The organism is Citrobacter sp. Cpo100, from assembly GCF_030332595.1.
In the GTDB taxonomy this organism is placed as follows: Bacteria; Pseudomonadota; Gammaproteobacteria; order Enterobacterales; family Enterobacteriaceae; genus Citrobacter; species Citrobacter portucalensis.
In genome coordinates, this window is sequence record NZ_JAOWHM010000033.1 from 78,789 (window position 1) to 92,815 (window position 14,027).

The following is a 14,027-nucleotide window of genomic DNA, read 5'->3' on the forward strand; positions in this document are numbered from 1 at the left end:
AAATGCATTGAACGCGATTATAGGATAAAACGGCTCAGATCTTCATCTGCGACCAGCGCATCCAGATGTTTGCTCACATATTCGGCATCAATTGTGATGCTTTGGCCGTTCAAATCACTCGCATCATAGGAAATATCTTCCATCAGACGTTCCAGAACGGTATGCAGACGACGTGCACCGATGTTTTCGGTGGTTTCGTTAACCTGCCAGGCCGCTTCGGCAATGCGTTTAATACCGGATTCAGTGAAGTTGATGTCCACACCTTCAGTCGCCATCAGCGCTTTGTACTGGACGGTGATGGAGGCATTCGGTTCGGTAAGGATACGCTCAAAATCGCTGGTGGTCAGCGCCTGCAGCTCGACACGAATCGGCAGACGACCCTGCAGTTCTGGGATCAGGTCGGACGGTTTGGCTACCTGGAATGCACCAGAAGCGATAAACAGAATGTGATCTGTTTTCACCATGCCGTGCTTGGTGGAGACCGTGCAGCCTTCAACCAGCGGCAGCAGGTCGCGCTGTACGCCTTCACGGGACACGTCCGGGCCGGAGGATTCACCGCGCTTACAGATTTTGTCGATTTCGTCGATAAACACGATCCCGTGCTGCTCAACGGCGTCGATAGCTTCTTGTTTCAGCTCTTCCGGGTTCACCAGTTTGGCCGCTTCCTCTTCAATCAGCAGCTTCATCGCGTCTTTGATTTTCAGCTTACGCGGTTTTTGCTTCTGACCGCCCAGGTTCTGGAACATGGACTGCAGCTGGCTGGTCATCTCTTCCATTCCTGGAGGCGCCATAATTTCAACGCCCATCGGTGCGGCCGCGAGATCGATTTCGATCTCTTTATCATCCAGCTGGCCTTCACGCAGTTTTTTACGGAATGCCTGACGCGCTGCAGAAGGTTCCTGCGGCTGCTCTGACTGCCCCCAGTTATTTTTAGCTGGTGGGATCAGCACGTCGAGAATGCGTTCTTCCGCCATCTCTTCGGCACGGAAGCGGTTTTTCTCAATTGCCTGCACGCGGACCATTTTGATGGCAGCATCGGTCAGATCGCGGATGATGGAATCTACTTCTTTACCAACATAGCCGACTTCGGTGAATTTTGTTGCTTCAACTTTGATGAACGGCGCGTTGGCTAGTTTTGCCAGACGACGGGCGATTTCGGTTTTACCGACGCCGGTCGGGCCAATCATCAGAATGTTTTTCGGCGTGACTTCATGACGCAACTCTTCGTTGAGCTGCATACGACGCCAGCGGTTACGCAGGGCGATCGCCACGGAACGCTTAGCGTTATCCTGGCCGATGATGTGTTTGTTCAGTTCGCTGACAATTTCGCGTGGGGTCATTTCAGACATGGGGGATCCTTACGCTTTGGAGTTCAATTCTTCGATGGTATGGAAGTGGTTGGTATAAATGCAGATATCCCCTGCAATATCCAACGCTTTCTCAGCAATCTCGCGTGCGCCAAGCTCGGTATTTTCAAGCAGAGCGCGTGCAGCAGCCTGGGCGTAGGGACCGCCGGAGCCGATAGCAATCAGATCGTTTTCTGGCTGGATGACGTCGCCGTTACCGGTGATGATGAGCGATGCAGTTTCATCTGCGACGGCCAGCAGCGCTTCGAGTTTGCGCAGCATACGGTCGGTACGCCAGTCTTTTGCCAGTTCAACGGCAGCTTTCACCAGGTGACCCTGGTGCATTTCCAGTTTGCGTTCAAACAGTTCAAACAGCGTGAATGCATCCGCAGTACCGCCCGCAAAGCCCGCGATGACTTTATCGTTGTACAGACGGCGGACTTTCTTCACGTTGCCTTTCATTACGGTGTTACCCAGTGTGGCCTGACCATCACCGGCGATTACCACATGGCCGTTACGGCGTACGCTTACTATTGTTGTCACGAGCAGACCCCTTGGTTACAAATGCAATGTACAGGCCCCGCACAGTGTACGGGGCGTAATGCAAGTATAGATGGGGGGGATTTTGGGGGTTTCAACCCCCAGTGGAGAGTCGAATGCAGTTTGTGTGACCAGCAACCTTCAGGCGGCTGATGGTGTTGTCGGCATTCTCTTTGCCTTTGACCGGACCAATGACCACACGATTCCAGCCGTTATTGGTGGTAATACGGGAGTTAAAGCCTTCAAAGGCCAGCTGCGCACGCACAGTTTCTGCCTGCTCAGCGCCTTTAAATGATCCGCACTGAACCATCCAGCGGCGTTCATCTTTTTTCTCAGCAGTTTGTTTTGGCGGCTGCGTTTCATTCGTTATCGGCGCGGCCGGCTGCGGTTTTGGCTGAGCAGCGGTGGTATGCGCTGGCGTTTGCAGCAGATCCTGATACGGCTGTTGCGCCGCCGGTTTTGGCTGCGGTTTCGGCTGCTGTACCGGCGCGGCTTGTGCTGTACGCGTTTGCTGCTGCTGATACGGCTGTTCTGTTGCCCGTGGACGCGGCTGCTGAGCCTGCTGCTGTGCGTTATTCCACTGCTGCTGTTGCACCTGACGCTGACGCTGCAGCGTTTGCTGGCGTTGTTCAGGCGTTTGCTCGTTCCACGGTACTTCGTTGAGCTGCGTCGGCTGTTGACGCATATCAGCCTGCATTTGCGCCAATAGCTGGCGCTGCTCATTGGTTAGCTGATCGGCATTCAGCACCTCGCCGCCCGCAGACGGTTCGGTAGGCGCACGTACGCCAGGCTGACGGCTTTCCAGCTCTTTGATGTATCGCCAGCGCTCTTCCGGTTTTGGCGGAATGCCATTACCGGTGACTTTCTGGTTTTGCAGCGTTTCGGACTCTTCTTTCTTGTGATGCGTAATGAAGTACAGACCACCGATAAAGGTCACGAGTACGGCTGCAGCAATAGCAACCATTGCGGGCGATACCGCAGGCGTATTGCGTTGTTTTTTCCGTGATGTGCTCTTCTTGCGCCGCGAAGGTGCCGGTTGGCCGCGACGTACATAATCTCGTTGTGCCACTATCGTTTCGCTGTATTTATTCGTTCGTCAGCCCGCCATGTTACTTAAGCGGCGGGCCTTTGACCAGACAGGGGAGTCCGAAAGCACTTTACTTTACGTCAGTGCCCGGGTAGTACCCCGAATAATAAGCTCGCAGTCCAGTAAACGTGAGCCACTGCTGACGCTCTGCCCTTGTAATTGATCGAGCAGTAACAGCATAGCTTCACGTCCGATATCGAAACGCGGCTGTGCGACGGTTGTCAGGGGTGGATCACAAAATTCCGTGAGCGAAATGTTATCAAAGCCAATAATGGATAAATCATCAGGGACTTTCAGACCCTGGCGTTTGGCGTAAGAGAGTGCGCCCAGCGCCATGACGTCGCTGTGACAAAAGACAGCGGTAGGCGGCTGCGGTAGTTCAAGGAGCTGCTTCAACGCATTGGCTCCCGCTTCATAGGTAAAGTCACCGCGCGCGATGAAATGCGGATCGACCGTAATTCCGCTGCGGCGTAATGCCTGAACGTAGCCTTGCAGACGGTAATGGCACAGCGGCATATCTTCGGGTCCGGCGATACAACCAATGCGTTTATGCCCCAGTTCCAGCAGATAATTCATCGCGTTAAAGGCGGCGGTGAGGTTATCAATGTGCACGGTAGGGAGTTCCAGCTCTGGCGCGAACTCGTTCGACATGACCATCGGCGGTAAATTGCGCTGTTCTTCCACGCTGGCATCAAACGGCAGGCGCGAGCTGAGCAGTACCATGCCATCGATCTGCTTGGTGATAATGAGGTTAAGAAACGTCTTTTCCTGCTGGTTCTGGTGCGCGCAGTCGCCAATAAGCACCAGGTATCCCTGTTCTGCGGCAGTCACTTCGATGCCACGAATCACTTCGCTAAAAAACGGATCGCAGATATCCGGCACAATCACCAGAATGGTACGTGACTCATTACGCTTAACGTTACGTCCCATTGATTGGGGTAGATATCCCACTTCCAGTGCTGCCTGCTCAACCTTGTTACGGGTTGACTGTGAGACTTTGTCCGGGTTCATTAATGCGCGGGATACGGTTGCCGTTGAGACTTTCGCCTTCAGAGCAACATCTTTCATCGTAGCGGCGGCAACCTGCTTATTCGGTTTCACTCTTTCTCCTCGCCAGAGAGCTGCTGGCACAGACTCGTCCCTGGATAACCTTCATCTGAAACATTTTTATCAGATAGTGAATGGAAGCGGTTACAGAATTTTCATAAAAAGTGTGATGGATCTTTAATTTTACGATCCGCCTCGCATCGTGAGGGGTTATCCCTCGATGGGATCGACATCCAGCACCCATTTAACCTTGCGTGCATCGGGTAGCGTATTGATCAGTGCCAGCGTGCCGCTGATGATATGTTGCAGACGAATTCGTGATGGATGTTGCAACAATATTTGCCAACGATAACGACCACCGCGTTTGGGCGCCAGTGCGGGAACCGGGCCGAGCACCCAGAGTTTGTCATCGGCCAACGGGCTGGCTTGAATGAGATTCCGTAGCTGCTGCAAGAACATTGGTGCATGCTGGTTGTTATGGTCTTCTGCCCGCACGATCACATGGCTGGTCCACGGTGGAAGCTGGAGCGTTTGCCGCTCGGCCAGCGCCTGTTCGGCAAACGCGTCATAGCCTTTATACAGCAAGGTTTGCAGCAGCGGATGTTCAGGATGGTGCGTTTGCAGCACCACTTCACCTTGCTTCCCGGCGCGTCCGGCACGGCCAGAGACCTGCGTATAGAGCTGGGCGAAGCGTTCTGCTGACCGGAAATCTGCGGAGAATAGCGCACCGTCAACGTCCAGCAGCGCCACCAGAGTGACGTCCGGGAAGTGGTGGCCTTTGGCCAGCATTTGCGTGCCTATAAGAATTCGTGCGCCGCCGCGATGCACTTCCGCCAGATGCTGCTCCAGCGATCCTTTACGGCTGGTGGTGTCGCGATCGATACGTGAAATTGGCACACCGGGGAAAAAAGGTGCCAGAGCCTGCTCAAGCTGTTCGGTGCCGAGTCCTACCGGAACCATATGCGTCGAACCGCAGGAGGGGCACTGACGCGGTATTGGGCGCTGGCTGTCACAGTGGTGGCAACGCAGGTGGTGCTGCGCCTGATGTAGCGTGTAGTAGTGATCGCAACGCGGACATTCTGCAATCCAACCACAGTCGTGGCACAGCAGCGCAGGCGCAAAACCGCGACGGTTCAAAAACAGGATCACCTGGTTATCCGCCTGCAGGTGCTGACGCATACGGGCGATTAGAGCAGGGGCGAGTCCGGCCTGCACTTGCTGACCTTTGAGATCCAGCACGTGCTGAGTGGCTGGGCGCGCATTTCCGGCGCGGCGCGTCAGGCGTAGCATGCGATATTTGTTCTGCCGCACGTTACACAGCGTTTCCAGTGCCGGGGTGGCTGAGCCGAGAATAATCGGGATTTGCTCGCTATGGGCGCGGTAAACCGCGAGGTCGCGCGCATGATAGCGCCAGCCTTCCTGCTGTTTATAAGAGCTGTCGTGCTCTTCGTCGATGACAATCACGCCGAGATTTTTAAACGGCGTAAACAGCGAAGAACGCGTGCCGATAACAATCGCCGCCTCGCCATTTTTTGCTTTCAGCCAGGCTGAAAGACGTTCACTGTCGTTTAAACCGGAGTGCAGGACTTCGACCGGCGCATTAAAACGTTCGCGAAAACGGGCAATAGTTTGCGGCGTCAGGCCAATCTCCGGCACCATCACCAGCGCCTGCTTGCCCTGGGCAAGGACGTTTTCCAGAACGCTGAGATAGACCTCTGTTTTGCCTGATCCCGTTACGCCCGCTAATAGCCAGGCGCTAAAACTGTCTGAGGCGCTGTGAATCGCCCCGACGGCGGTGGCCTGCTCGGTGTTCAGCCGCAGACGCTCACCGGAAACCGCGTAGTGCGTACGCCAGTCGCTAAAGCCTGGTGTTTCGCTCGCCAGATCGCACAGCCCTTTTTTCCGCAGTGCCTGTAATGCGGCATCATTAAATTCCAGTTCAGCCACCTGGTCGCGCCAGATTTTCCCCTGGCGTAGCGCAGCCAGCGCCTGTTGCTGCTTGGGAGAACGCTTCAGGCTGTTGAGGTCAATAACCTGGCCTTCTTCAGTGGCAAACCAGTACCACATGGGCGCGTTTGTCGCCGGGCGTCCCTGGCGCAGTAAAATTGGCAGAGCGTGAAACAGTACGTCACCGATGGGATGATGATAATAATCAGCCGCCCACAACAGCAGACGCCAGACGGAGGTCGAGTAGACCGGTTCGCTGTCCAGCACTTCGAGAACGGCTTTCAATTCGCTCCGCGGCAGTTCACTGTGCTCGCTGACGGAAAGGACGATACCCACGCGCTCCTGCTGCTTGCCAAAGGGCACGCGTACACGACACCCGGCTTTGGCACTCAAGCCTTCCGGCAGGAGGTAGTCAAAGGTGCGAGGTAGCGGAACAGGTAAGGCAACGTGCGCAACGGGCATTGAATCATCCTGACTTGAAATCTGGCGGGTTAGTATACACATTAGTGGAGGGTAGAATGCGGATCAGTTTGCATGAGCAGGTTAATTTCTGTATGATTCGCCGCCTTTGATGCAAATTGATTGCGTCAAACAATGACCATTACCCGAGAGTTTCAGGCTGTTGATGCAGCGTGAAAGGTGACGGGGAATAATTAACATCGCGTGGTGTCTGGCGTTAGGGCTGGAAGAGCGACGCGGCCTTAAACCGAGGTTTTCCCATGAAAAAAGATATTCACCCGAAATACGAAGAAATTACTGCAAACTGCTCTTGCGGTAACGTCATGAAAATCCGCTCTACCGTCGGTCACGATCTGAACCTGGACGTGTGCGGTCAGTGCCACCCGTTCTATACTGGCAAGCAGCGTGATGTTGCTACCGGTGGCCGTGTTGATCGCTTCAACAAGCGTTTCAGCATCCCAGGCAGCAAGTAAGTTTCAGCTGTCAGAAAAAAGCGCCTTATGGCGCTTTTTTTGTTTCTGCGCTTCAGAACTGAAATATATATTGATGTATTGAATAATCTATTTTATTCAATAAATAAAACGGTGTTTTATTTTTTCGATAAAATATTGCAACTGGTGATCTGCGTCCTTTTTATCTTCTGTCTTTTGCCACTTTTACCAGCTCCTGGCAAAATACCAAAGGTTTCTGCTTTCTTTCTAAAATACACTTTCGTGGAAATATAAAATTAATCTAAAAGCCTTTTTGTTTTCCCATTTTATGGACAAACGAGATGGATTATTTCCGTTGTTGAGTGTGAAGAGGGATTGTCATGAAATTTAAATCTGCGTTATTACTGATTACATTATTCTCTGCGGCCGCACAGGCGGGTTATGTTGATTACCGACATGAATATTATGACGATGGACGTAATTACGATCGTGTGTATATGTCTCACCGTTTTGCCACGGGTTTTGGTGTGGCAGTAGAAGCCATTTCTCGTTCCGAAAACACGCAGTCAAATGATGCGTGGAATAATATGGAAAGTAACGGCAACGAGTATACCGCAAGCTATCAGTTCACCTGGCAGGGTCTTGTCTGGCAGCCCGGCATTGCAATCGAAACGGGCGATAATATCGCGATTTATAAGCCTTATATCCGCGTACAGTACAACATCAACGACAACTGGTGGACCGCGTTCCGCTATCGTCAGGAATACATGCGCAGAAACACTGACGGCAAAGATGACCGCATGGTCTATCGTCCGGAAGCCTGGCTTGGTTATAACGTCAATGACTGGATGTTTGAGCTAAATGGTATTTATAAAATTGCCGATAGCGAAGATTTATATAACAACCGGAAAGATGATTATGAATATAACTTCCGCGTGGCGTACAAATTAGGCTCCTGGGTTCCATTTGTTGAGGTTGGCAACGTTTCCTCGGGTTATAACACAACAACGACAGACGATCGTCAGACCCGTTATCGTGTCGGTCTTGGTTATAACTTTTAATCGGTAATAGTTTTCGTATCGGCTGATTACGTCGATAAGCATAGTTTGTGTGAATAATATGTCTAAGGAGTTGACATCATGTCTAATGATGGAACTATTATCGGAAATAATGAAACCACTGCCGTCAGGCCTTTCGGAATTAGAGATAAAATTGGTTATTTATGTGGTGACCTCGGAACCTGTTTTATTCTTGGCTTAGTTAATAGTTTTTTAATGATTTATTATACTAACGTCCTCGGTATTTCCGGCGTTATTGTTGGCTCACTCTATTTTGTGACCAAACTCTTTGATGCGTTCGTTGATGTTGGTGTAGGGCGCTTATGCGATACCTCTAAACTGACGGTACATGGACGTTTCAACCCGTGGGTGCGTCGCATGAAGTATCCATTTTGCATCATTGCGGTTGTCCTGTTCCTGCCGTTTGTGAATGATTTTTCTTATACGGCGAAAATCATCTACATCTGCTGCTCCTATTTCATTTACGGTTCGCTGTTATCTACCGTGAGTATTCCGTACGGTGCTATGTCTGCGGCGATTAGCTCGAATCCTGAAGATCGTGTATCGCTTTCAACCTGGCGTAGCGTTGGGTCAGCAATCGGCGGTGGGGCAACTGGCTTTTTCATTCCAATCCTGATGTACACCACCCTGGTGGATGGAAGCCAGGTGATTTCCGGGCAACACTTCTTCTGGATTTCCATTGGTTGCGCAGTGCTGGGCTTGATCTTTTTATCCTTGACCTGTCATTTAACGACGGAGCGCGTGCGCGTGGAGAGAAAAGAGAGCATGCCCGTTTCGGTGTTGCTGAAGGGACTGGCACGCAATAAGGCGCTGATTGTTTTAGTGGTTGTGGATTTGCTGATTGTAATTAATCAGGGGTTGTCCGGTACCAACATGACTTACCTGTTTAATGACTATTTCCACAATAAAGAGGCGATGTCAGTCGCGTTGCTGTTTACCTTTGGTTCCCTGGTTTTGCTGGCGCCATCGGCATCCTGGCTCACGAAGCGGTTTGGTAAAAAAGAAGCCAGCGTAGGCGCGTTGCTTTTTGCCGTGGTCATGTATGTGATTATGTACTTTGTCCACATTACGGATGCAAAGGTCTATCTGGTTTTCTTGTTCCTGGCGACGCTGGGTGCAGGGTTATTCAACCTGATGATTTGGGCGTTTATGACTGATGTTTGTGACTACCATCAGTATGTCACTGGCGATCGCGAGGATGGCACGGTTTATGGTGTGAACTTCTTTGCGCGCAAGGTTGGTCAGGCATGCGCAGGGGCGATTGGTGGCTTTATGTTGGCTATCATTGGCTATCAATCATCGTCAACAGGTGGTGCAGTGCAAACCAGCATTGTGCAGGAAAATATTTATACGATGGCGAATCTCTTGCCGGCGCTATGCCTGTTTTTGGCGGCGGTCATTCTGATTTATTTCTATCCATTGAACCGTACGGAAACGCTCAAAATGGAAGAAACATTGAATAAACTCAATGGTATTAGTAAGTAACACTGTGAGAAAAGGCGGGAGCATTCCCGCCTCTACACGCCCATTGCTGTTCTAACTATCAGTATTCCCACGTTTCCGGGTTGATACCCAGTTCACGCATGATTACCTTTGCTTCTTCCGGGATTTCATCACTGCGTTCTTTACGCAGGTCGTCATCGTTGGGTAAGGGTTGCCCAGTAAAAGCATGCAGAAACGCTTCACACAGCAGTTCGCTGTTGGTGGCGTGGCGCAGGTTGTTCACCTGACGACGCGTGCGTTCATCGGTAAGGATTTTTAACACCTTCAGAGGAATGGAAACCGTAATTTTTTTGACTTGCTCACTCTTCTTACCGTGCTCAGCGTATGGGCTGATATATTCGCCGCTCCATTCAGCCATGAGATACCTAATCCTCTTCGTCATTAATATTGAGGCCAGAACCTGAGCCCGGACCATAATTGCGCGTAGTTTATCGTAGTGGCGTGGCCCTGACACGAAGTAAGCCGACGCAGATGTACGCTAATGCATATAATTTTAACGGCTATTTCCAGTTTGCTCAATCTATACGCAAAGAAGTTTAGATGTCCAGATGTATTGACGGCTATCGTAACTATGATTACTCTGGTGTCTGACTTTTCACCGACTCAGCCAGGATCTCCTCAATATGACGCGTAAACAGGCCACCATCGCAGTGCGTAGCGGGTTAAATGACGACGAACAGTACGGTTGCGTTGTCCCGCCGATTCACCTCTCCAGCACCTATAACTTTACCGGATTTAATGAACCTCGCGCCCATGACTATTCGCGTCGCGGCAACCCAACGCGCGATGTTGTTCAGCGTGCGCTGGCGGAACTGGAAGGCGGTGCAGGTGCTGTGCTGACCAATACTGGCATGTCGGCGATTCATCTGGTGACCACGGTCTTCCTCAAGCCAGGCGATCTGCTGGTCGCACCGCATGACTGCTACGGCGGGAGCTACCGACTGTTTGACAGTCTGGCAAAACGTGGCTGTTACCGCGTCCTGTTTGTCGATCAAGGAGATGAGCAGGCATTGCAGGCCGCATTGGCGGAAAAACCGAAGCTGGTGCTGGTAGAAAGCCCAAGCAACCCGCTGCTGCGCGTGGTGGATATTGCAAAAATCTGTCAGCTGGCGCGTGAAGCTGGCGCGATCAGCGTGGTCGACAACACTTTTTTAAGCCCGGCACTGCAAAATCCACTGGCATTGGGCGCCGATCTGGTGTTGCATTCATGCACGAAATATTTAAACGGTCACTCAGACGTGGTGGCTGGTGTTGTGATAGCGAAAGATCCGGAAACGGTCACTGAACTGGCATGGTGGGCGAATAATATTGGTGTGACCGGCGGCGCGTTTGATAGTTATCTGCTGTTGCGCGGCCTGCGTACTCTGTCTCCTCGTATGGAGGTGGCGCAACGTAATGCTCAGGCGATAGTCGATTATCTGCAAACTCAGCCGCTGGTGAAAAAATTGTATCACCCGTCATTGCCGGATAATCAGGGCCATGAGATTGCTGCACGTCAGCAAAAAGGCTTTGGCGCGATGTTAAGTTTTGAACTGGATGGTGATGAGCAAACGCTGCGCCGCTTCCTCGGCGGGTTGTCATTGTTTACGCTGGCGGAATCGTTAGGGGGCGTTGAAAGTCTGATCTCCCACGCCGCAACCATGACACACGCGGGCATGGCGCCAGAAGCGCGTGCTGCTGCCGGAATTTCCGAAACGCTGCTGCGTATCTCCACCGGTATTGAAGATGGCGAAGATTTAATTGCCGACCTGGAAAATGGCTTCCGGGCTGCAAACAAGGGGTAAACATGAGTGTGATTGCGCAGGCAGGGGCGAAGGGTCGTCAACTGCACAAATTTGGTGGTAGTAGTCTGGCTGATGTGAAATGTTATCTGCGTGTCGCAGGCATTATGGCGGAGTACTCGCAGCCTGATGACATGATGGTTGTTTCAGCCGCAGGCAGTACCACTAACCAGTTGATTAGCTGGCTGAAATTAAGCCAGACCGATCGCCTTTCTGCGCATCAGGTTCAACAGGCGTTACGCCGCTATCAGAGCGAGCTTATCAGCGGTTTGTTACCGCCTGATATAGCGGATGGACTAATTGGTGCGTTTATTCACGATCTGGAGCGTCTGGCTGGATTACTCGACAGTGGCGTGAACGATGCCGTCTATGCTGAGGTTGTTGGGCATGGTGAGGTATGGTCCGCGCGTTTGATGTCTGCGGTCCTTAACCAACAGGGGCTGGAGTCAGCCTGGCTGGATGCGCGCGATTTTTTACGTGCTGAACGCGGTGCCCAGCCGCAGGTAGATGAAGGTCTTTCTTACCCGCTGCTACAGCAACTGCTGGCGCAGCATCCGGGTAAACGGCTGGTGGTTACCGGCTTTATTAGCCGCAGCAATTGCGGTGAAACGGTCCTGCTGGGGCGTAACGGCTCCGACTACTCGGCGACGCAGGTTGGCGCGCTGGCGGGCGTTTCTCGCGTAACTATCTGGAGCGATGTCGCCGGGGTTTACAGCGCGGATCCGCGTAAAGTAAAAGACGCCTGTTTGCTGCCGCTGCTGCGTCTGGATGAAGCCAGCGAGCTGGCGCGTCTGGCGGCACCGGTTCTCCATGCCCGTACCTTACAGCCGGTTTCCGGTAGCGATATCGATCTCCAACTGCGTTGTAGCTATACGCCGGAGCAGGGTTCAACGCGCATTGAACGCGTACTGGCCTCCGGTACCGGGGCGCGTATTGTGACCAGTCATGATGACGTCTGCCTGATTGAGTTTTTGGTTCCGACTGGCCAGGACTTTAAGCTGGCTTATAAAGAGATTGATCAGGTTTTAAAACGTACCCAGGTGCGTCCGCTGGCAGTGGGTGTGCATCCTGACCGCCAACTGCTGCAATTTTGCTATACCTCCGAAGTCGCTGACGGCGCACTGAAAATTCTGGATGAAGCTGGTCTGCCGGGCGAGCTGCGTTTGCGCCAGGGGCTGGCGCTGGTAGCGATGGTCGGGGCGGGCGTCACCCGTAATCCGCTGCACTGCCACCGTTTCTGGCAACAGTTGAAAGGTCAGCCGGTTGAATTCACCTGGCAATCGGAAGAGGGTATCAGCCTGGTCGCGGTACTGCGTACTGGGCCAACAGAGAGCCTGATTCAGGGCCTGCATCAGTCAATTTTCCGCGCGGAAAAACGCATTGGTCTGGTGTTGTTCGGCAAAGGCAACATTGGTTCGCGCTGGCTGGAGCTGTTCGCTCGCGAGCAGAGCACGCTCTCAGCGCGCACCGGATTAGAGTTTGTGCTGGCGGGTGTGGTTGATAGCCGTCGTAGCCTGCTGAATTACGAAGGGCTGGATGCCAGCCGCGCGTTAGCTTTCTTTGATGACGAGGCAGTAGAGCAGGATGAAGAGTCTCTATTCCTGTGGATGCGTGCTCACCCGTATGATGATTTAGTGGTGCTGGACGTTACTGCCAGCGAGCAACTTGCGGATCAGTATCTGGATTTTGCCAGCCATGGTTTCCACGTTATCAGCGCCAACAAACTGGCGGGGGCGAGCAGCAGTCATAATTATCGCCAAATTCATGACGCTTTTGAAAAAACCGGCCGCCACTGGCTGTATAACGCCACCGTGGGAGCAGGTTTGCCGATCAATCATACCGTGCGCGATCTGATTGATAGTGGAGATACCATTCTGTCGATCAGCGGGATCTTCTCCGGTACGTTGTCGTGGTTGTTCCTGCAATTTGATGGCACGGTCCCGTTCACCGATCTGGTGGATCAGGCGTGGCAACAGGGGCTGACTGAACCCGATCCGCGCGTAGATCTTTCCGGCAAAGATGTGATGCGTAAGCTGGTGATTCTGGCGCGTGAAGCAGGTTACGACATCGAACCGGACCAGGTTCGCGTGGAATCGCTGGTGCCTGCGCATTGTGAAGAAGGCTCTATTGACCATTTCTTTGAGAATGGTGATGAGCTGAACGAGCAGATGGTGCAGCGTCTGGAAGCGGCGCGTGAAATGGGGCTGGTGCTACGCTATGTGGCGCGTTTTGATGCTAACGGTAAAGCGCGCGTTGGTGTTGAGGCGGTTCGTCCTGAACACCCGCTGGCGGCGCTGTTGCCGTGCGATAACGTATTCGCCATTGAAAGCCGCTGGTATCGCGATAACCCGCTGGTGATCCGTGGACCGGGCGCAGGTCGTGACGTCACCGCCGGCGCTATTCAGTCAGACATCAACCGTCTGGCGCAGCTGCTGTAGTTTTTGTTGCCGGATGATCCGGCCGACGGTTCGTTTGTGACCCAGGCCGGATAAAATACGTCAACAGCCATCTGCATAATCACTTCAACGCTCTCATCCTGCGTTAAACCTACCCGTATTACGTCTTACCCGCGCTCTGGCCAGAGGCGAGTCTGTCACCGTTCTCGTTAACGGCTTGCAGACGGTCATGCCACAATTCCCCATCATTTCAGGCTGATGTGAATTTTTTTCACGTTGGCTGAGTATTCCTCACCTTTAACGATGATTTTTGTGTTGACGCCAGCGTGCTTTTCCGTCATTTTTACATCTAGACGTCTAAACGTATAGCAGTTCACAACACAACATATAACGACAAAAGATTGATGAGGT

11 protein-coding genes are annotated in these 14,027 nt (G+C 52.5%); 5 read left to right on the forward strand and 6 right to left on the reverse strand.

Features of this window, described 5'->3' with window-relative positions:
* Window positions 1–17: 17 nt before the first annotated feature.
* The 5 genes from hslU to priA all read right to left on the reverse strand — a co-directional run bounded on the left by hslU (window position 18) and on the right by priA (window position 6,429).
* Window positions 18–1,349 carry an ATP-dependent protease ATPase subunit HslU gene (gene hslU, locus OGX96_RS10700; protein WP_003028803.1) on the reverse strand — a complete coding sequence of 444 codons (1,332 nt, stop codon included), beginning with the start codon at window positions 1,347–1,349 and terminating at the stop codon, window positions 18–20.
* A gap of 9 nt (window positions 1,350–1,358) precedes the next feature.
* The gene (gene hslV / locus OGX96_RS10705) at window positions 1,359–1,889 is read right to left on the reverse strand and encodes an ATP-dependent protease subunit HslV (protein WP_003028805.1); all 531 of its coding nucleotides are present in this window, start codon (window positions 1,887–1,889) and stop codon (window positions 1,359–1,361) included.
* Window positions 1,890–1,980: 91 nt separating this feature from the next.
* Window positions 1,981–2,955 carry a cell division protein FtsN gene (gene ftsN / locus OGX96_RS10710; RefSeq protein ID WP_100271678.1) on the reverse strand — a complete coding sequence of 325 codons (975 nt, stop codon included), beginning with the start codon at window positions 2,953–2,955 and terminating at the stop codon, window positions 1,981–1,983.
* A 93-nt stretch (window positions 2,956–3,048) separates the two neighbouring features.
* Complete coding sequence (gene cytR, locus OGX96_RS10715) at window positions 3,049–4,074, reverse strand: DNA-binding transcriptional regulator CytR (RefSeq protein ID WP_003825179.1); 1,026 nt, start codon at window positions 4,072–4,074, stop codon at window positions 3,049–3,051.
* 156 nt (window positions 4,075–4,230) lie between these two features.
* The gene (gene priA / locus OGX96_RS10720; protein ID WP_286582978.1) at window positions 4,231–6,429 is read right to left on the reverse strand and encodes a primosomal protein N'; all 2,199 of its coding nucleotides are present in this window, start codon (window positions 6,427–6,429) and stop codon (window positions 4,231–4,233) included.
* Window positions 6,430–6,686: 257 nt separating this feature from the next.
* Here priA and rpmE point away from each other — a divergent pair, with 257 nt between their 5' ends.
* From rpmE to OGX96_RS10735, 3 genes are all read left to right on the forward strand, one after another.
* The gene (gene rpmE / locus OGX96_RS10725) at window positions 6,687–6,899 is read left to right on the forward strand and encodes a 50S ribosomal protein L31 (protein WP_008787040.1); all 213 of its coding nucleotides are present in this window, start codon (window positions 6,687–6,689) and stop codon (window positions 6,897–6,899) included.
* A gap of 338 nt (window positions 6,900–7,237) precedes the next feature.
* Window positions 7,238–7,918: an oligogalacturonate-specific porin KdgM family protein gene (locus OGX96_RS10730; protein WP_286582980.1), complete on the forward strand. Its 681-nt coding sequence runs from the start codon at window positions 7,238–7,240 to the stop codon at window positions 7,916–7,918.
* A gap of 78 nt (window positions 7,919–7,996) precedes the next feature.
* Complete coding sequence (locus OGX96_RS10735) at window positions 7,997–9,421, forward strand: MFS transporter (RefSeq protein WP_032945626.1); 1,425 nt, start codon at window positions 7,997–7,999, stop codon at window positions 9,419–9,421.
* 58 nt (window positions 9,422–9,479) lie between these two features.
* Here OGX96_RS10735 and metJ read toward each other — a convergent pair whose 3' ends face one another.
* Window positions 9,480–9,797 (reverse strand): met regulon transcriptional regulator MetJ, encoded by a 318-nt coding sequence (gene metJ, locus OGX96_RS10740; RefSeq protein WP_003825168.1) that lies wholly within the window; start codon window positions 9,795–9,797, stop codon window positions 9,480–9,482.
* Window positions 9,798–10,062: 265 nt separating this feature from the next.
* Between metJ and metB the strand changes: the two genes are divergently transcribed.
* Both metB and OGX96_RS10750 read left to right on the forward strand, forming a co-directional pair.
* A complete protein-coding gene (gene metB, locus OGX96_RS10745) occupies window positions 10,063–11,223 on the forward strand; it encodes a cystathionine gamma-synthase (protein WP_286582983.1) in 1,161 nt (386 codons plus the stop codon).
* 2 nt (window positions 11,224–11,225) lie between these two features.
* Window positions 11,226–13,658 carry a bifunctional aspartate kinase/homoserine dehydrogenase II gene (locus OGX96_RS10750; protein WP_032945630.1) on the forward strand — a complete coding sequence of 811 codons (2,433 nt, stop codon included), beginning with the start codon at window positions 11,226–11,228 and terminating at the stop codon, window positions 13,656–13,658.
* Window positions 13,659–14,027 lie beyond the last annotated feature (369 nt).

Coding starts and splice junctions, on each gene's coding strand:
- hslU (WP_003028803.1), bottom strand. CDS start 1,349: ATGTCTGAAATGACCCCACGCGAAATTGTCAGCGAACTGAACAAACAC.
- priA (WP_286582978.1), bottom strand. CDS start 6,429: ATGCCCGTTGCGCACGTTGCCTTACCTGTTCCGCTACCTCGCACCTTT.
- rpmE (WP_008787040.1), top strand. CDS start 6,687: ATGAAAAAAGATATTCACCCGAAATACGAAGAAATTACTGCAAACTGC.
- OGX96_RS10730 (WP_286582980.1), top strand. CDS start 7,238: ATGAAATTTAAATCTGCGTTATTACTGATTACATTATTCTCTGCGGCC.
- OGX96_RS10735 (WP_032945626.1), top strand. CDS start 7,997: ATGTCTAATGATGGAACTATTATCGGAAATAATGAAACCACTGCCGTC.
- metJ (WP_003825168.1), bottom strand. CDS start 9,797: ATGGCTGAATGGAGCGGCGAATATATCAGCCCATACGCTGAGCACGGT.
- metB (WP_286582983.1), top strand. CDS start 10,063: ATGACGCGTAAACAGGCCACCATCGCAGTGCGTAGCGGGTTAAATGAC.
- OGX96_RS10750 (WP_032945630.1), top strand. CDS start 11,226: ATGAGTGTGATTGCGCAGGCAGGGGCGAAGGGTCGTCAACTGCACAAA.